This window comes from Laspinema sp. D2d (assembly GCF_025370755.1).
Lineage (GTDB): Bacteria > Cyanobacteriota > Cyanobacteriia > Cyanobacteriales > Laspinemataceae > Laspinema.
The window spans coordinates 98907-117079 of the sequence record NZ_JAMXFC010000001.1 but is presented as its reverse complement, the minus strand read 5'-3'; the positions used below and the strand labels follow the sequence as shown (position 1 = coordinate 117079).

Genomic DNA, 18173 nt, shown 5'->3' with positions numbered 1-18173 from the left:
TCGGATCACAGTCCCCCTTAGAAAGGGGGATTTAGGGGGATCGTTCGCCGTTCAGGCGATCGCAAACCGCTATATCCTCTGCACAAGGGTAAATGTTGATCAGGCGTCTTGCAGGCCGTTTGTCATCACAAAAGCGAGTAAGATTGGATGCCTAGGGCATAGCTGATAAGGAATCTAGGTTTTATAGACCTTTCAAAACCCGGCCAACGGGAGTGGGGTTTAAAATAACACTTAAACTACGTTTCCCACTCTGGATTGGGTTGAACATGAACCTAGAACGAGATTCTAAAGCGGTGTATCGACAGATTCGGAATTATCTCGTGGGTCGCTTCTTAGGTGCAACTCGGGATGAAACTTTGCTGCAAGAAACGATTAAATGCTTATTTTGCAAGCTGTATTTTCAGCAAAATCCGTCTTTATTTGAGCCAATTCGTGACCCAACAAGTGTCGAGGCGATCGCCCGTCGATATCAGCAATCTTTTGCCCAATTGTGTCTACTTTTGCCGACCCTTTTTCCCCCATATCAAGGCTTGCTTCTTGACCCTCAAAGTTTAGCTCAAATTGATAGTCTACTGAATAAAGCTGACTTGGATACTCCGGTTCATGACCCCTTTGGGGATATTTATGAAGTGTTTATGGGTTCCCAGATTCGCGGCCAGGAAGGGCAGTTTTTTACGCCGCTGAATGCGATCGCCTTATTGGTGGCTTTAGTCAATCCCCGTCCTGGAGAAACTCTGATTGATCCAGCTTGTGGGGCGGGTGGATTTTTAAGTGTGGCGGCTCGTCATTTAAAAGCATCCGGAGCCTCGGTTGACCAAATCCTTGCCACCGTTTTTGGCCTGGATAAAGACCGCTATCTCGCGGGATTAGCCTCGACCCGTTTATCTTTATTGACCCTCAAATCGGCCCAGGTCTTTTGTGCAGATTCTCTCGCTTGGAAACTAGAATCTTCTCCTCCCCTTTTTGCCCCGGATCCTGATAAAAATTCATTGAATTCCCCGACTTTACCCTTACAAACTCAGGCCGGTGAATTTGATATTGTTTTGACAAATCCGCCCTTTGGCAGTCGCATTGTGGCCGCATCTCCCCAGGTCCAGGCTACATTTGAACTGGGATATCGCTGGCGCTTAGAAAAAAATAGTCAATCTTTTGAAAAACTCCCTAAATTACAACCGTCCGTACCGCCCCAGGTGCTATTTATGGAACGATGTTTATCTCTAGTTCGGCCCGGAGGTCGGATTGGGATGGTGGTTCCTGAAAGTTTGATTTCTAGCAAAACCTATCGGTATGTGGTTGATTATATCCAAGCTCATTCTATCATTAAAGCCGTGATTGGAATGCCCGATGTATTATTTAAAATCTCGGGAAAAGGGGGAACTCATACCAAAACTTGCCTCTTGTTATTACAAAAAAAATTGGGTCCAAGAGTAGAAGATGAAAGCAATCTATCTATTTTTATGGCGGAAGCTCAATGGTGCGGACGGGATAGCCGGGGACGCCCGATTGACCGGGATGATTTACCGGAAATTGCCGCCCACTACCGAGACTATGAACAAGGACGTTTAACCAAACCGAGTCAGTTAGGGTATTGGATGAGTTGCGATCGCATCCAAAATGGCATTTTAGCCCCGCATTATTACAACCCCGCAGCTATTTCCGAATTAGGGTATCTCCAAAATAGTCACGACTTTATTTCTATGGGAGATTTGATATCGTCCGGGATGATAGAGGTCAGCAGTGGTGATGAAGTGGGAAAGTTAGCCTACGGGACGGGAAATATCCCCTTTGTGCGCACTTCGGATATTTCTAATTGGGAAATTAAGGCAGATCCAAAACATTCGGTGAGTGAAGAAATTTATCACTCTTTAGCGGAAAAACAGGACCTGCGAGAAGGGGATATTTTGATGGTACGCGATGGCACTTATTTAATTGGAAGTTGTGCGTTGATTACTGCCGATGATACCCGGATTCTTTATCAAAGTCATTTCTATAAATTGCGTGTTCGGGAAACCTGTCCTTTTGGGTGTTATTTGTTGTTGGCGGCCTTGAGTTCTGAACTGGTTCAAAAACAAATCTTGGCAAAGCGCTTGACTCAGGATATTATTGATTCGCTGGGGAATCGAATTCAGGAGTTAATTTTACCGATTCCCAAGGATAGAGCGCGTCGGGAGAACATCGCGCAGATGGTTAAGCAGACCATTCAACACCGAATAGAAGCTAGAAAATTGGCCCGCCAAGCTTGTGTAGAAATAGTTGCCGGAGGTGACCCCGATTTATGGCAGAAATGATGCCTTTGACGCCTCAAGAGACCTCCGATGGGTCTTTTACGTTTTATTCACCGGAATTTGGGGAACTGTTTCATTCGTACCACGGGGCGCGCCAAGAGGCGCAGTGTAAATTTGTAGAACCCACGGAGTTAGCCCAAAAAGCTGAAAAACCCCGGCTGCGATTGCTTGACTTGTGTTATGGATTGGGTTACAATACCGCATCAGCATTAGAAACGATTTGGTCAATTAATCCAACTTGTTGGGTGGAGTGGGTCGGGTTGGAATTAGATGCCGCTATTCCCCAAGCGGCGATCGCCCAAGGGTTACTGAACCGTTGGCAATCGCCTATTCCCGAACTTCTAGCCGGACTGGTTAGCCCGGAGGCAGACGGTGAACCTATTTTCCCGAGAGTCGATCCCTCGGTCCTGGAAGGGCAGGGCAAATCTATCCGATCAAAAACTTTGACGAGTCCCCAGTTCCAAGGGACCTTATGGCTAGGAGATGCCCGAAAAACCATTCAACAGGTGGTCAATCAAGGGTTTCAAGTTGATGCCATATTTTTAGACCCTTTTTCTCCTCCCAATTGTCCGCAACTGTGGACGGTTGAATTTTTAGGGTGGGTGGCGCGCTGTTTGAGTCCGACGGGAAGATTGGCAACTTATTCTTGTTCGGCTTCGGTGAGAACGGCTTTAATGGCTGCGGGATTAAAACTTGGGGCCACTGCGCCGGTAGGACGGCGATCGCCAGGAACGGTAGCGAGTTTTTGCGATCGCGATTTACCACCCCTTTCCCCCCAAGAACAGGAGCATCTACAAACTCGGGCGGCGACTCCCTATCGAGACCCCAACCTGTCGGATTCCGCTGAGGAAATTCGGCAACGCCGTCAACAAGAACAAGACTTATCCCCCTTAGAACCGACTTCTAGTTGGAAAAAAAGATGGGCCAGTATTGCAGAAAAATAGCCAGGGATCAGCGATGGGGGAGGCGATCGCTTTAAAGGGGCAGATCCTCAGCCGGTTAGGTAAGCCAGCCCTAGCTCAACCTCATCGGTCAGCTATAATCAAGAGGGTGATGAAGCTCAAATTTCATCTTAAGTCAATGAGAGAAACTTTACATTTTTTAAAAAAGATGGGCCCGACCGGAAAAACTCCGGCATCCTTTATAAAGTCTGTGTAAAACACAGACTTTTTTAAACAAACCCGGTCCAAATAATGTAAAGATAGTCAGAGATAGTACAAAAAGCGATTAATTTACTCAGTCGCTTGACGCAGAACTAGCTAATAGAAATACTCAGAGCAAGGTGTTTGTCTGTGAACTTCCTTGATGCAGAACAGTCCAAAATTCTCGTCGTAGACGATCATCCAGCCAGCCGGATGACGGCAGTGGCTCTTTTGTCCGTAGAAGGGTATGAAATTCTGGAAGCTGACAGCGGCCCTAGTGCCCTGGCTTGCGTGAAAGAAACCCAGCCCGATTTAATTCTGCTGGATGTGATGATGCCTGGAATGGATGGATTTGAGGTATGCCGCCATCTGAAACAAGATGAGCAAACCCGCCTGATTCCCATCATTTTCGTGACCGCACTCAACGATCGGCGATCGCGGATCCGGGGGATTGAAGCTGGAGGTGATGACTTCCTGACTAAACCCTTTGATCATCTCGAACTCGCCGCCCGAGTCAAATCCCTGGTCCGCCAAAAACGGCTCAATGAGGACCTCGACCATGCGGAACAAGTCCTCTTTTCCATTGCCCGGACTGTGGAAAGTCGAGACCCGAATACTGGGGATCACTGCGAACGTTTAGTCTCTCGGGGACAAGCGTTTGGTGAATTTCTCCACCTCTCCCGCAATGAAATCCGCGATCTAATGTGGGGGGGATACCTCCATGACATCGGCAAAGTGGGGATTCCCGATGCGGTATTACTCAAAACCGGAAAACTCACGGCCCAAGAGTGGGAAATTATGAAACAGCACGTGGTGATTGGGGAGAAAATTTGTCTACCCCTGCGAACCATGCGCGGCGTCCGTCCCCTGATTCGCCATCATCACGAACGATGGGATGGGACAGGATATCCCGATGGGTTGGTGGGGGATGAAATTCCCTACATTGCCCAAGTGTTTCAAGTGGTGGATATTTATGACGCCCTGACCAGCGAACGGCCCTATAAACAGGCATTTACTTCAGAAAAAGCCCTGGAAATTATGGCGGAAGAAACGGTCAAGGGATGGCGTAATCCCCACCTGGTAGAACAATTTACGACTTTTATTCGGACGAGGGAGATGGGAGAACCGGCAAAGGCTGTCAATCGCATCCACCTGATTGAATCCGAGGAACCCGCTGCGATCGCCGGAAGTTGGCGCATTGCCAATGGCTAGGCCCCGGTTTTTCCCGGGGCGATCGCCCGTCAATTGTGGCGATCGGGAGGTCATTGTGGATGAATTTTCTTCAATAAGAGCGGAAACCGCGCTATACTCCGTTGAGATTAACGGGCTGAAAGAAAATGGTAGCAGTAGCGATTTTAGCCGCTGGACGCGGGACACGCATGAAATCAGACCTACCCAAGGTCTTACATCCTTTGGGGGGGCGATCGCTGGTTGAACGGGTACTCGATAGTCTCTCGGCAATTCAACCTTCCCGACGTTTAATTATCGTCGGCTATCGAGGGGAACTCGTCCAAAACGAACTGATCCAACGATTCTCTAATTTAGAATTTGTCGAACAAACGGAGCAATTAGGCACGGGTCACGCCGTCCAACAAGTCATTCCCTATTTACAAGACTTTACCGGGGATTTGTTGGTCTTGAATGGCGATGTCCCTCTCTTACGACCTGAAACAATTAAGGGGCTGCTGAATACCCACAAAGAACAAGGGAATGCCGCCACCATTCTGACCGCGCAACTGCCCGATCCTAAAGGGTATGGTCGGGTCTTTTGTGACAATGAAAACCTGCTCAAGGAAATAGTTGAAGACCGGGATTGTACCGCCACTCAAAAGCAGAATCGGCGCATTAATGCCGGGGTTTATTGTTTCCATTGGCCGGATTTAGCCCAGGTTTTACCCCAATTAAAATCGGAAAACGATCAGGCAGAATATTATCTGACTGATGCGGTGAATTACTTAAATCCTGTGCGGATTTTAGATGTGGAGGATTACCAGGAAATTCTCGGCATCAACGATCGCAAGCAATTATCAAAAGCTTATCAAATTTTGCAAACTCGGGTCAAAGATGATTGGATGGCCGCTGGAGTCACTCTGATAGACCCGGATAGCATTACCATTGATGATACGGTCACCCTCGCCCCGAATACCATCATCGAACCCCAAACCCACCTGCGCGGCCAAACCACCATCGGTTCTGGTTCTCGCATCGGTCCCGGGACGCTAATTGAAAATAGTCAGATTGGGGATCAGACAACGGTTTTATACTCAGTCATCACGGATAGTACCGTAGCTTCTGGAACCCGAGTTGGACCTTATGCTCACTTACGGGGTCAAGCTCAGGTGGGAGAAGGCTGCCGGATTGGTAACTTTGTAGAATTAAAGAATACAAAGTTAGGTAACCGCAGCAATGTATCTCACTTATCCTATTTAGGGGATACCACCACCGGCGATCGCGTGAACATCGGGGCGGGAACCATTACCGCCAATTACGACGGTGTAAACAAACATCCCACAGAAATCGGCAGTGGGACGAAAACGGGTTCTAATAGCGTCTTAGTTGCGCCCGTCAAAATTGGTGAAAATGTCACCATTGCCGCCGGTTCGACGATTACCGAAGATGTGGAAGATAACACTTTGGCGATCGCCCGTGCCCGACAAGTTACCAAAAAAGGCTGGAAACTGAAGGCGAAAGAGTAGGCAACCCGATACCCAACGAGAAAAAACAAAGTAGAGACGTGAATTTTTGCGTCTCTACCCCCTGCGGTTGTTCACCCCGGGCGGGCATTAGGGAACCCCCAAACTATTGTTTTCTATAGTCGATTCCACCAGTTGTACGCGATTGCTATCATTGGATAAGTGGATAAACTCGTTGTTAGCGATCGTGCTATTTTCCACGACGATTGAAGTACCTTCGTCCCCAAACCAAAAGAAATAATTATTATCAGCATTGTAATCGGTGATGCGGTTTTCAAAAAATTGACAGGTTTTAAACCGCACATCCCCCCGGAGATTTGTTGCCCTCAGCATCGCATCATAGGATTCATTATGATAAAATTGGCAATCCTCCACTAAAAGATTCGTGAGGGATTGTAGCGCCATAATTCCATAGGTGCATTCTTTAATTGTAGACCCTTTTACCTGGAAATTGCTGCTATTTTGTGCCAAAATCCCATAGATTCCGCATCCAAAGAGAATACATCGGTCTAGGATGATATTGTCACAATCCACGAAGCTAAAAACGCTGCCACTACAAAAAGATTTTTTAGGCCAATGTCCCGATTCTATATTCGTTATCGTAATATTTCGGCAATTTCTGAACGTGATTACATGGGGATAACCCGCTTCAAGACTAATCAAAGAAGCGGTGGGATTGACTCCAATTAAATTCAGATTTTCTACGCCCGAAATCACCAATCCATATCCATCAAAATCCTCTTCCATAAAGGCATTCGCCCAATTTAACTCCGGACTAAGTTCTGATAAATTGTAGTGAAGTGAGATGAACTTCAAGGTCCGGTTAGACCCGATGTTTCTAAAAAATGCTTCGGGGTTACTCACTTCGATTTCACGCCGGACTTGGGCGGTTGTCTGTTGCCCTTGTACCATTGCCCCAGTCACCCCCATTAAACCTAATAACCCAGAGAAAAACTTACGCCGTTTAACTGTTCCCATCTGAATTTGAACCTGAATGGTAATATTTTTCTAGTAAGCTAACACGACGATTAGAGTTCTGCCAACTGGATCAACTTCGAGACCCTGATTTGAGGAGATCCGATGGAGGGACAGGAAGTGATAAACCCGAGGAGTTAGTAAAGTGGGTGAGGCGATCGCCAAGTCTTCATCACGCTGAGGGTCCAGATACCCAACATCCCGAGAAACTCGATACACTAGAAAAGGGCCTATTGTCTTTATTCTGGAGTCACATCATGGTTTGGTTATTCTCGCTCTTTTTTGTTCTCCTGTTAATTTCTGCAACCCCCTTACTGGGAACCTTAAAGGTTAAATGGTCCTTTGAAATTATGGTGGGATTGTTCGCCTTTTTTGCTGTGGCAGGTTGGGCACTGTTTTTGGGGTATTCTCTGTTGTTTCAGTAACCCCCACTTAATCATAATCCCGCCAGAGAAACTCTGACGGGACTGATTCGTATAATTGGTTCTCTATAAGGTATCCAGACCTTCTGTCAATTTAAGATGACAGCTTACTCGGTCGGTCTGAAGTTCAGCACCCAACTTTGTTTTGATGCGCTTGAATCTATATATCTACTGTAGCGAATCTGTCCGCCGCAGTGGTCTGTCTGAGGGGGGAACTGTCTCTCTACCTTCTGTGAGAACTCGCGGAGTAGATTGCTCTACTCATTGATAGAGAGAGATTCCTTGTGGGAATATTCCGGTCTCAGATTTCGATATATATGGGCGCACACACTCCCATTTTTTTATGGTACGTCAAGATGCTACGATTGTCAACACTTCAAAGCGAGATTTTTTGGCAACCACAGTTTCTAGTCGCCTTCAACTCACCTAGGCAATGCCAACCCCCATTTCTGGACTCATTTCCAAGGCATCACCGATGCGATCGCCGGTGTGATAGGCAGCGAGAATCACCTCACAAGTTTTACCCCACGCGATCGCACCTGTGGCATCAATCCCGATCGCCCCAAAATCTCGCTTATTCCGTTCCGCTTCTGCAAACGATCGCTCAAAGGCATTCATTAACGATAATCCATCTGTCACACGCACCACAATTCGCGCCGCGAGACACTCATCGATAATATCTTCCCCAATCCCCGTACAACTAATTCCCGCCTTGGGATTGGCGTAATTTCCCGCAGGCATTGCCGAATCACTAACGCGCCCGATCCGTTCAAATCCTTTCCCTCCCGTAGAGGTTCCTGCGGCAATTTTCCCCTCGCGATCGAGTACCACCACCCCAATCGTTCCCCGTCCCGAGGATTCTGCAACCACATTCGCCATAGTGCGGGAAAAATTATCCTTGCGTTCCTCCATCCACTCCTGCAACCGCTTATCCGTCAGGGGATTATGAATCGGCAGTTGTAATTCGCGCAACAATTCTGCTGAACCCACATCCGACAACACGCGATCGGGAGACTTTTGTAAAAATAGAGCTAAATCGATGGGATTTTTAACCCGAGATACATTAATCGTGCCGCTAAAGCGTTGCAACGTGCCATCCATTAACGCCGCACTCATCCGAATTTGTCCATCCGATTGCAACACCGAACCTGTCCCCGCATTAAAACGCGGTTCATCTTCCAGGAGGTGGCATCCATGTACCACCGCTTCTGTAGCAGAGGCCCCTTGCATTAACATCCCATACACTTCTTCTATAATGGCATGGAGGGAGCCGCGCACCGCTTCAAGTCCACCTTTGTCTTTAAGAGAGCTACCCGCGCCACCGTGAATGATCAGCTTGGGTTTTACCGCACCCGTTGTCATGAATTCAGCCTCTGCCTTCGGTTAATATCCAATCTTTCATGGTAGCCCAAAAGGTACTCTTTGCCAGCCACTAATTGGGGCATTTTTGAGAAATTCCCCGGGTTATTCGATGGGTTGAGCTTGGGAACGGCGACGGCGACAGCGTTCCGAGCAATATTTTACTTCATCCCAACAATCCGCCCATTTTTTCCGCCAGGTAAAGGGGCGTTGACAGACGGGGCAGATTTTTTCTGGAAAGTCAGCTTTGGCTCGGACGCGGCCCATATAGGTTCATACTTACGGAGGTTTGAAGTTGTATTATAAGCGATTTTTCCCGGCTAGAAAAGCCGAGTCAGACTTAAGGCAGAGTAAGAGAGCGATCGCCTGAATTTACCACCATTCAATCCCTTTAAAATTAGACTATCTTTCGCCCCTACCTTCAGATGGATATTTTCGGTGATTCCCGGCATAAATTCAACAAAATGTATTTTTTGATTCAGCCTGCTGGTAGAGGGCTTTTATTTGAAACTTTGATTTAATTGAATCTATTGTAAAAACTCAGTAAATTAGGAGAATTAATGATGGCTTACCAAACCCGAGAAGATTTGCCCAATGATGTAAAAGAAAAACTACCTGAAGGCGCGCAAAATATTTTCTTCACTGCTTATAATAGTGCTTCCTCCAATGGAATGAGCGATAGTGGAGCTCTGGATGTGGCTTGGAATTCCCTGCGGAGTAGCTATGAGGAAGGAAGTGATGGTAAATGGCATCCGCGTCCCCAAGTTGGTGCTCATCGCAGCCCCACGGGAACTATGCCCGGAGCCTAAACTCGGAATTTAGAGCGACTCAATTACGGATGCGATCGCCTGATCGCAATTAGGTTTTCATAAAGGAAGGACAGGGGAATGCCCTGTCCTTTTTTACAATTTTATGGAGGTGTAATACCAAGCTCGATCCAGGTGCAATTTAAGGAGTTTCTATGATTTGTGGTACTTTTATTTTCAATACATTTTGACAGTTGAGAGGGTGAGAAAAATCAAAGGGAACCTTCAAGGTTTCCTGAGCTTTCGCGCAGATTTAATGACTCTGCGGTGATTGCTACAATTCCGCCTTATTTTTGTCGGATTTTATTTGAATCGGTAATGGACTCTAACCCGATTGGCAATGGGGCCTTCCCTTCTATGGATCCATTGCAACCGACAAGGATTCAATCCATGCGAATAAACACTCAACACTCAGGGAATCAGCCAGTGGTTGCCCATAGGAGGGTTCATAAATCGTGATATCATATCACCAAATCAAACTAACAGGGCCTGATTGCTCGGAATTATTCTATATATAGTATTGTAGATAAGTTAATATACTATATATGGAGAGAAAAAATATAAATGTGTTTACCCTGGGGCTTCCGAAACACCCTTAAGTTTATTATTCCTTGTAGTCCACTTGCCCTATAATGACAACATGGTGATCGAGTTCAGGCCAGTCTGACTAGGTACTTGAGTCGAAGCTAGAGGGGTTAAAGTTAAGATAAAATACTGATCCCCGACTATTAAGACCTCCATTCCCTTATATAGCGACCCTAAATGAATTTGACATAAAGATAGCGAGCAAGATGCTCGCACTCCAAGACTTTCAGTCTGGGAGCCATTGTCAAACTGATTTAGACTAGCTATATTGGGGCATTTTGTTTCTAAATCGCCACTGTCCGAATCTCCTTCTACTTAATCTACATTATGATGCTAAAAGATTTGCCGACTCTCAGTAGCGAAAAAATCATCCACCTGACTGAAGTTGCTGTTACTAACTTTCCAGTTTCTAGCCGCTATAAATACAAATGCAGGGTGCAGATCACCCCTCACAATGAGGAGGTTATTTTAGAAAAAGAATTGTTTGCCCGGATGCAACCGAGTTGGTTGGTAGAGTTAAAAATAGCGGAGACTGCACGCTCGCCATCACGCTCTGTTACCGGGAAGGAGATATTAGTAATCCCTGGCAGGATGTGGCAACGGTGGAAGCTAATACAGCACACTGTTTAAATGGCGAACTCAATGCCGACTTGGAGTTTCCAATCACGACATGGATCCAAGCGCCACAGCTTAAATTAAAACTCCGTCTAACCCAAAGTAGCAGTGAGGGTTCTTGCAACAAGATTACCCTATTTAACCCCCAAAATACGGTGCATCGGCAGACTAACAGCACCGCAGAACAAGCAGAATTTACGCCGCCTCCCCTGATATGCCTGACCCCACAGGAGGAAGTAATTGTCAAAGATGTCTGGAACAAGGTGCGGGGGTTTAAAGAACTGCAAATGGAAAAATTCTTCAAGCGGTTGCTCCTGGATGAGCCAGAATTAGAGTATCTGTTTGGAGAAGCGATCGACAGCATGAGCGACTTCTTTTATGGGCTTTTTGACTGTGCAGTTCACCAGCTTCAACCTCACACTCAAATTATCCTAGCCGAAATGTTAACCGGAGTTCCCCCGGAACCCGAATATGGGTTTAAAACGGTTTCGGAATATGCCCGTTTCTTTGCCGATACGGGAATGCGTCCCCGTCATTGGATTAAGATAAGGCAAGTCTGGATGTGGGCGATCGCCTCTACTCCCTTAGACGAATACGATTACGAAGATTTGAGCAAAGGCGAAAATTCGGCCTTCTATAAGTTCTTTAATAGCCATATAATTTTACCGATGATCGAGGCAGTGCAGCAATATGAAGCAGCTTTGCCACGGGAATTGGTAGAAGAAATGGCGGCTTGCTGGGATGATTTTAACCAGAGTAAGCAACAAATGGGCCGGGAATTTTATCAACTTCTTTTTGAAAAATATCCCTTTGTTCTGCCCCTTTTCGGACGGTCTGATATGGATTATCTATCCCTCCATTTATTTCAGGCATTGGAATTTTTGGTGGGCTGTTTGAAAAGTGGCAGCAGTGAAGAAATGTTGCAATCCCTGCGTTTTTTGGGACAGATTCATAGCTTTGCTGATGTGCCCACCTGTGCATATCCGGCGATGGCAGATACCCTGTTTATCTTATTTGAGCGTTACCTGCCCAACTTTACCCCAGAGTTAAAACAGGGGTGGAAAATTTTGCTCGATCGCGTGGTTAACGTGATCAAAATGCCCATGCTCAATCACGAACGGGTGCTCAAAAAAGCTAAGGAATTCCTGGATGTCATTTCCTCCGAACAAGTTTGGGAACCGGAAGACAAAGAGCGTCGCTGGAAAGAAATTAAGGATGAAGTAAAAGCGACGGGAACCTATACGCATACTTACGAAGAACTGGCCTATGGGACTCAAGTAGCATGGCGCAATGCCTCCAAATGTGTGGGACGGATTGCCTGGAATAACATGGTGGTGCGCGATCGCCGTCATGTGAGTGAACCTGATGAGATGTTCCGCGAACTTCAGGAACACGCCCAATTTGCCGCTAATGGGGGTAACCTCCAAATCACGATGACCGTGTTTCGGCCCAAACTGCCCAAGGAACGCTGGGGACCGCGCATTTGGAACTCTCAACTCTTCCGCTATGCGGCCTATACCCAGCCCGATGGCAGTATTTTGGGAGATCCGGCCAATCTGGATCTGACCAACGCTATTATCAAATTAGGCTGGCAACCTCCGCAACTGCCAACAGCGTATGACATTCTGCCCGTCGTGATAGAAGTTCCCGGTCAAGCCCCCCAGATGTATCACTGGCAGCGTGAGGAAGTGCTAGAAGTAGAAATTGAACATCCCACAGTTCCGGAGTTCAAAGCTATTGGAATGCGCTGGTATGCCATTCCCGCCATTAGCAACTTCTCGGTTCACATTGGCGGTGTGACTTATGGCTGTATGCCGTTTAATGGCTGGTATATGGATACCGAAATCATGCGGGATTTCCTGGATGAAACTCGCTATAACAAAATGGAGGAGATTGCCCAGGTCCTGAAACTGGATACCAGTAGTGAGCAAACCTTGTGGCGCGATCGCGTCGCCTTGGAACTCAACATCGCCATCCTCCACTCCTTCCAAAAAGCAAAGGTGACAATGGTGGATCACCAAACCGCCTCTCGTCAATTTCTCACTCATGATTTGCGCGAAAAGAAAGCAGGACGGGAATGCCCCAGCGAGTGGGCCTGGGTGGTTCCCGCTTCCGGTGGCAGCACTTGTCCCGTGTGGCATCATGGGATGCGAGACTTCTACCTCGAACCTGCCTATCATCTTGCGGCTGACCGTTGGGCCGTCGAAGATGGATTAGATTTAGCACAACAGATGGCCCTAGTGGATGAAGATGGGGAAAAACAAGACCGAATTCTCATTCTGTATGCCTCTGAAACCGGCACTGCGGAGGGATTTGCTCGGAAAGCTGCCCGTCAACTCAGCCGGTACCGGCCCCAAGTGATGGCGTTAGATGAATATAACACCAGCACCCTAGCTTCGGAAAAGCTGTTGCTAGTCGTTACTTCGACCTTTGGCAATGGTGAGATGCCCAGCAATGGGAAGCGATTTCTCCAATGGTTACAGCAACAGCCCAAAGGTTCTTTTACGGGATTGAATTTCTCGGTTTTGGGAATTGGTAGCACGGTGTATGAACACTTTTGCGCGGCGGGAATTTTAATCGAAAAAGCCCTCAAAAAAGCCGGTGCAAATTCTATTGTTCCCCTGCATAAAGGGGATGAAATCAAAGGACAAGCGGATACCTTTAAGCAATGGTTGGGCTTAGTTTCTCGGGTGTTGGGAGACGATACAACGGCGGGGAGTACCGCAACGACTACCCCCAAACTAACGGTTACTTTCTTGGAAGCAGCAACCCTTCCTCCGGCTTCTCGCGATCGCGGTATCCCGGTTCCCGTTACGGCCAATCAAGAACTACTGCAAGATATGATTCCCGGGAGTCGTTCTACACGCTTTATTACCTTAGATCTGGCTCAGACCGAACTACACTATGAAACCGGCGATCATGTTGCCATTTATCCTTGCAATTCACCGGAGTTGGTGCAGCGATTATGCGATCGCCTCAACTTGGACCCGGAGACTTACTTTACTGCTCAATATGCCCTGTCTAGCGGGGAATTGTTGGAAGATTCTCCTCCCATTGCTGTACCGGCGATCGTCCGTCAAGTCTTTGCAGAAGAACTGGATCTCGCCTTGCGAGAACCCTTTAATGAACTGCTGACTTATCTATATTCAGTTACCGAAAATCTTCCGGAAAAACAGCGCCTAGAAACCTGGGTAGAAATTTTGCGCCTGGGAGATGAACAGCCCGATAGTATCGCCCTCAAAAAGATGATTCTCGATAACTTCATCACTGTGGTGGATTTGTTTGAAGAATTTCCTTCAGCGGCGATCGCCCTTGCACCTTTGCTAGAACTCCTTCCCAAACAAAAACCCCGTTTATACTCCATCTCTTCCTGTCCTCTCTTGCATCCCCGGGAGATTCAAATTACCGTAGGGGTGCTACAAATTAACACCGATAGCGGGAAAGTCCGCCCCGGAGTCTGTTCTAATTATCTGGCAGGATTACAAGTCGGTTCCTCTGTTCGGATTGGAGTTCGGACTTCTACCTTCCGCCCTCCCACCGATTCCCTCGCCCCGATTTTGATGGTAGGACCAGGAACAGGTGTTTCTCCTTTAATTGCCTTTCTACAGCATCGAGAAGCCCTCCAAAACCAAGGAATCCCTTTGGGTGAAGCAAGCTTATATTTCGGCTGTCGCAATCACAGTGATTTTCTCTATCAGCAGCCGTTGCAGGAATGGCGCGATCGTCAGATTCTCACCGGACTCGAAGTGGCTTTTTCTCGGATGGGAGAACCCAAACAATATCTGCAACACCTGATGGAACAGCAACCCGAAAAAGTCTGGGCAATGCTCAGTCATCCCCAGTGTTATTATTATGTTTGTGGGGATGCTAAAATGGCCGATGATGTCTTGACGACAATGAAGGCGATCGCCCAGAAACAAGGGAACCTAACTCATGACGAAATGGTGCAATTCTTTGACCGGATGAAACAGGAAAAGCGCTTAGTTAGCGATGTCTGGGGGGTAACACTCAACTTCAAAGAATCGATTCAGCAGGTTCAAAAAGCCAACTATTCCAAAGCAGCAGTCTGGCTTGAACGTCTCAAAGATTCCGAAAAAATCCACAACACAGAGCAACCCCAACTCGTCAATCAAACCTGATTTAAGGGTTTGTAAAGGAGTCGCGACTGATTCCGCGATTCCTCCGGCATCAGTCGAGGGTTTTGACAAAGACGCGCATTCCATCAACCTTGAGGAAATGCCGGTTTCCTCCTCTTAAGCAAGGGGAGGAAACTAGAACAACTGACAAGAAAAAGGGGTGAACCCAATTAACGAAATTTTTGGACTTATCCCGCTTTAATTTGGTTCAACAAATCATAAAAGGGCTGCCAATTATCCTCCTGCGCGATCGGTTCCCAGATGGCCTCAATTTTGGGTCGGAGTATCACCCTTTCTGGATTATATTTAGCCATCCGTTCTCGCATTCCCTCTAAATCCCCTGTTCCCACAAACTGTAATAAATGGAAATAGGCTCGCTGCCAAGATACAAACAATTCAGAATCGGTTTCCATCGGACCAAAAATAGAATCACTGTTTTCCCGCCACTCCGGAGAAAACTGCTGTCTGAGTTGCCAAAAGAACTCCGGATACTCTACCTGAGACTCACCCAAGAGTTGCAAAGTTAATTGCACCAACTCAGTTGCTGCCTCTTCCGGCATTTCTTCCCCAAATCCCAACTTACTCAGCATCAGTTGGCGATATTCTCGGTTATAATGGTCATAATATTCCTCTAAGGCAGCTTCCATGTCCGCCTCATTAATCATCGCTTTTAACGGAACTTGCAACATTTGCAGATTCCAACGACAGATGGCGGGTTGATTGCCGTAACTGTAGCGACCATAATAGTCAAAATAGGCGGCTGTAAACTTTAAGTTGTAAGTAGGAATAAAGGCAAAAGGCCCATAATCGAAACTTTCTCCCGTTATGGACATATTGTCAGTATTTAACACCGCATGACAAAATCCGGCTGCCATCCATTGTGCCGTTAAGGTAGCCACCCGCTGCACCAGTTCTTGATAAAATCGGGCATATTTCTCTTTCGGGTTTCCGGTACCCGAGGAAATCAAGGGCGGTAGGGTATCATTGAGATGCGGATAATAATGAGTAATAACCCAATCTAAGAGTTTTTCGATTAAATCTTTTCGCCCTAAATAGTGCAATCGTTCAAACGTGCCAAATCGAATATGAGATTCACTAAAACGGATCATCACCGATGATCGCGTCGGAGAGGGTTCATCACCTCGCCACAATTGTTCGCCGGTTTCAACTAAGCTTAAACAGCGAGAAGTTCTAACTCCCATCCGATTCAACATTTCCGCTGCTAAAACTTCTCTAACCCCTCCTTTCAGGGTTAACCGTCCATCGGCATGACGAGAATAAGGGGTTCTGCCACTACCTTTGGTCCCGAAGTCATAAAGTTTCCCATCAGTCCCTCGCACTTGCGCATAAATAAAGCCCCGTCCATCGCCTAAATTGGGGTTATATTCTCCAAATTGATAGCCATGATAGCGCAGCGCTAAAAACGGACGCACGCCCTGAAAATAACCAAAAGCTTCAATAAAATCTTCATCAGTTACAGTGGAGGGATGTAACCCTAATTGGGTTAATAATTCGTTATTACGAAACCGGAGAATATGCTGAGGAAATTCAGCAGCCGCCACAATATCATAGTAGTCTTCCCCCAAAGATTCTAGGGCTGTTTCCAGGTTGAGAGACAGAAATGGATTAGTGCGTTTGGGTGCTTGAGCGGAGTCAATAACAGTCATAAAAGCAATGGCTCTTTACAGGGTCTTATTTTATTTTAATCTATTTTAATATTTTGGAATAATAAATGAGGTGCAGTCCCAATGAAAGGCTATCGAGGCATCGTTTTTGGGGAGGTGAAACCTTTTGCAATAAAGTGTTACGGTTATTTACACCCCCAAGGTGGGGTGGTCAAGCTACAATACAACTATGAGGTTTGCTCGAAGGAATCGACTAGAGTCGGATGCTTGAGAAACCTATTAATTTTTGGATGAGGTAATCCGTCATGGCTCAAGTTTTAACTAGAAACCAAAGGCTCGCAAATACCCGGAATCATGGGTCAAATTCCGAGGGGAATCAAAGCAACTTCATCCCCCTGAGCCTACGCATTGAAATGGCACGGGACGAAGCCAGGGCGATCGCAGCAGCCAAAGGCATTGAATCTCCCGAAAGCGCAGTAGCGTGGGATATTGTCGAGGAACTCCTCAGCGTCGCAGCACACAGAAGAACCCAAGAACCGAAATCGGCTTTTGAACGCTACTGTTTAGAGCATCCAGGTGCTTCTGAAGCACGGATTTACGAGGTTTAATGTTTCACTAAAATAGTTGATTTAGTAGCCTCATCCTACTCTAAGGATTGGGCTTTTTTCTGGGGATTTTTTGATTAAAAATTATTACAATTTTGTACATTTAGCCCGAAATGCGGTATGGAGGCATAGCTTTTGGCCTCAACTGCTGGAAACTCTGTTGTCAGCGATCGCCATCGAAGTAAAGTATGATCTCGATCGCAGGGTACCCTTGAAGGCGATCGCACCCAAATTCCACCCTTGCCGCCAGAATTGAAAGAATTATTTACTAACTCTCTTTAACCGTTATGAAAAATTTGGATATCAAGCATCCCAAACCGCTGGAAGAATTATTTGGTGATATCTTGTTCTCTGGCAAGATGACTCGGAGCGATCGCTATCGTCTGCGGATGGCAATCTTACGCAACTCTCTGAGTGAGGAACATCAAGATATAATCAATCGCTTGATCTACAGCACTAAACGCGGCAGACTTCGCATGATGGATTAGTCAAAGTCTCACAGTTCAATAATTCCGATATCAGTTTCTAAGTTTGTAGTAACGACTTCAGGGGTTATCCAGCGGAACTCAGGTGCATCAGAGAATCAGTTGAGCAATGGAATAAGTGAGTGATCCATCTGGCGCACCTTGCCGCTTTCGGTTTATGTTTACACTTGCACTTATTCAGTTGGTTTTTCAGGGATCTCGGGAACTGGGTCATATCCTCCCGGATGTAAGGGATGACAGCGCAACAGACGGCGCAGTGCCATCCATCCCCCCCGCCTGGGTCCAAAACGGTCGATCGCTTCTATTGCATATTGGGAACAAGTGGGCTGAAATCGACAAGTAGGCGGAAATAAGGGAGAAATTAATACTCGATATCCTCGAATTAAGCGAATCATCAGCCATTTCATAACTTAACCGAATAGGGAATTACAAAGGTTTAT

General features: G+C 46.7%; 16 protein-coding genes. 10 read left to right on the top strand and 6 right to left on the bottom strand.

What is annotated here, in order from left to right:
- Window positions 1–266 precede the first annotated feature (266 nt).
- From NG796_RS00540 to glmU, 4 genes are all read left to right on the top strand, one after another.
- Window positions 267–2288 (top strand): N-6 DNA methylase, encoded by a 2022-nt coding sequence (locus NG796_RS00540; protein WP_261203962.1) that lies wholly within the window; start codon window positions 267–269, stop codon window positions 2286–2288.
- Window positions 2276–3229 (top strand): tRNA (5-methylaminomethyl-2-thiouridine)(34)-methyltransferase MnmD, encoded by a 954-nt coding sequence (locus NG796_RS00535; RefSeq protein WP_261203961.1) that lies wholly within the window; start codon window positions 2276–2278, stop codon window positions 3227–3229. The genes NG796_RS00540 and NG796_RS00535 overlap by 13 nt, the downstream gene beginning before the upstream one ends.
- A gap of 348 nt (window positions 3230–3577) precedes the next feature.
- Window positions 3578–4639 carry a two-component system response regulator gene (locus NG796_RS00530; protein WP_261203960.1) on the top strand — a complete coding sequence of 354 codons (1062 nt, stop codon included), beginning with the start codon at window positions 3578–3580 and terminating at the stop codon, window positions 4637–4639.
- Window positions 4640–4764: 125 nt separating this feature from the next.
- Window positions 4765–6123, top strand: a complete 1359-nt coding sequence (gene glmU, locus NG796_RS00525) for a bifunctional UDP-N-acetylglucosamine diphosphorylase/glucosamine-1-phosphate N-acetyltransferase GlmU (RefSeq protein WP_261203959.1) — start codon at window positions 4765–4767, stop codon at window positions 6121–6123.
- A gap of 87 nt (window positions 6124–6210) precedes the next feature.
- On the opposite strand, the gene NG796_RS00520 is transcribed toward glmU, so the two are convergent.
- Entirely contained in the window at window positions 6211–7098 is an 888-nt protein-coding gene (locus tag NG796_RS00520) for a right-handed parallel beta-helix repeat-containing protein (protein ID WP_261203958.1), read from the bottom strand.
- A gap of 30 nt (window positions 7099–7128) precedes the next feature.
- Entirely contained in the window at window positions 7129–7314 is a 186-nt protein-coding gene (locus tag NG796_RS00515; protein ID WP_261203957.1) for a hypothetical protein, read from the bottom strand.
- A gap of 38 nt (window positions 7315–7352) precedes the next feature.
- On the opposite strand from NG796_RS00515, the gene NG796_RS00510 reads away from it, so the two are divergent.
- On the top strand, window positions 7353–7520 hold the full coding sequence (locus tag NG796_RS00510; RefSeq protein WP_261197151.1) for a hypothetical protein: 168 nt from the start codon (window positions 7353–7355) through the stop codon (window positions 7518–7520).
- Between the two features lie 423 nt (window positions 7521–7943).
- Here NG796_RS00510 and NG796_RS00505 read toward each other — a convergent pair whose 3' ends face one another.
- Together NG796_RS00505 and NG796_RS00500 are read right to left on the bottom strand one after the other, a co-directional pair.
- Window positions 7944–8879, bottom strand: coding sequence for an isoaspartyl peptidase/L-asparaginase (locus NG796_RS00505; protein ID WP_261203956.1), 936 nt, complete (start codon window positions 8877–8879; stop codon window positions 7944–7946).
- Between the two features lie 102 nt (window positions 8880–8981).
- Window positions 8982–9143: a DUF2256 domain-containing protein gene (locus tag NG796_RS00500; RefSeq protein ID WP_261203955.1), complete on the bottom strand. Its 162-nt coding sequence runs from the start codon at window positions 9141–9143 to the stop codon at window positions 8982–8984.
- Window positions 9144–9436: 293 nt separating this feature from the next.
- On the opposite strand from NG796_RS00500, the gene NG796_RS00495 reads away from it, so the two are divergent.
- Both NG796_RS00495 and NG796_RS00490 read left to right on the top strand, forming a co-directional pair.
- On the top strand, window positions 9437–9685 hold the full coding sequence (locus tag NG796_RS00495) for a ChaB family protein (protein WP_261203954.1): 249 nt from the start codon (window positions 9437–9439) through the stop codon (window positions 9683–9685).
- A gap of 1085 nt (window positions 9686–10770) precedes the next feature.
- Window positions 10771–15021, top strand: coding sequence for a nitric oxide synthase oxygenase (locus NG796_RS00490; RefSeq protein WP_261203953.1), 4251 nt, complete (start codon window positions 10771–10773; stop codon window positions 15019–15021).
- A gap of 185 nt (window positions 15022–15206) precedes the next feature.
- Here NG796_RS00490 and NG796_RS00485 read toward each other — a convergent pair whose 3' ends face one another.
- Window positions 15207–16685, bottom strand: coding sequence for a protein adenylyltransferase SelO (locus NG796_RS00485; RefSeq protein ID WP_261203952.1), 1479 nt, complete (start codon window positions 16683–16685; stop codon window positions 15207–15209).
- Window positions 16686–16948: 263 nt separating this feature from the next.
- Here NG796_RS00485 and NG796_RS00480 point away from each other — a divergent pair, with 263 nt between their 5' ends.
- From NG796_RS00480 to NG796_RS00470, 3 genes are all read left to right on the top strand, one after another.
- Window positions 16949–17251, top strand: coding sequence for a Calvin cycle protein CP12 (locus NG796_RS00480; protein ID WP_261203951.1), 303 nt, complete (start codon window positions 16949–16951; stop codon window positions 17249–17251).
- 70 nt (window positions 17252–17321) lie between these two features.
- On the top strand, window positions 17322–17504 hold the full coding sequence (locus tag NG796_RS00475; protein WP_261203950.1) for a hypothetical protein: 183 nt from the start codon (window positions 17322–17324) through the stop codon (window positions 17502–17504).
- Between the two features lie 31 nt (window positions 17505–17535).
- Window positions 17536–17736, top strand: a complete 201-nt coding sequence (locus NG796_RS00470) for a hypothetical protein (protein WP_261203949.1) — start codon at window positions 17536–17538, stop codon at window positions 17734–17736.
- 170 nt (window positions 17737–17906) lie between these two features.
- On the opposite strand, the gene yidD is transcribed toward NG796_RS00470, so the two are convergent.
- Window positions 17907–18140, bottom strand: a complete 234-nt coding sequence (gene yidD, locus NG796_RS00465) for a membrane protein insertion efficiency factor YidD (protein ID WP_261203948.1) — start codon at window positions 18138–18140, stop codon at window positions 17907–17909.
- Between the last annotated feature and the right edge of the window lie 33 nt (window positions 18141–18173).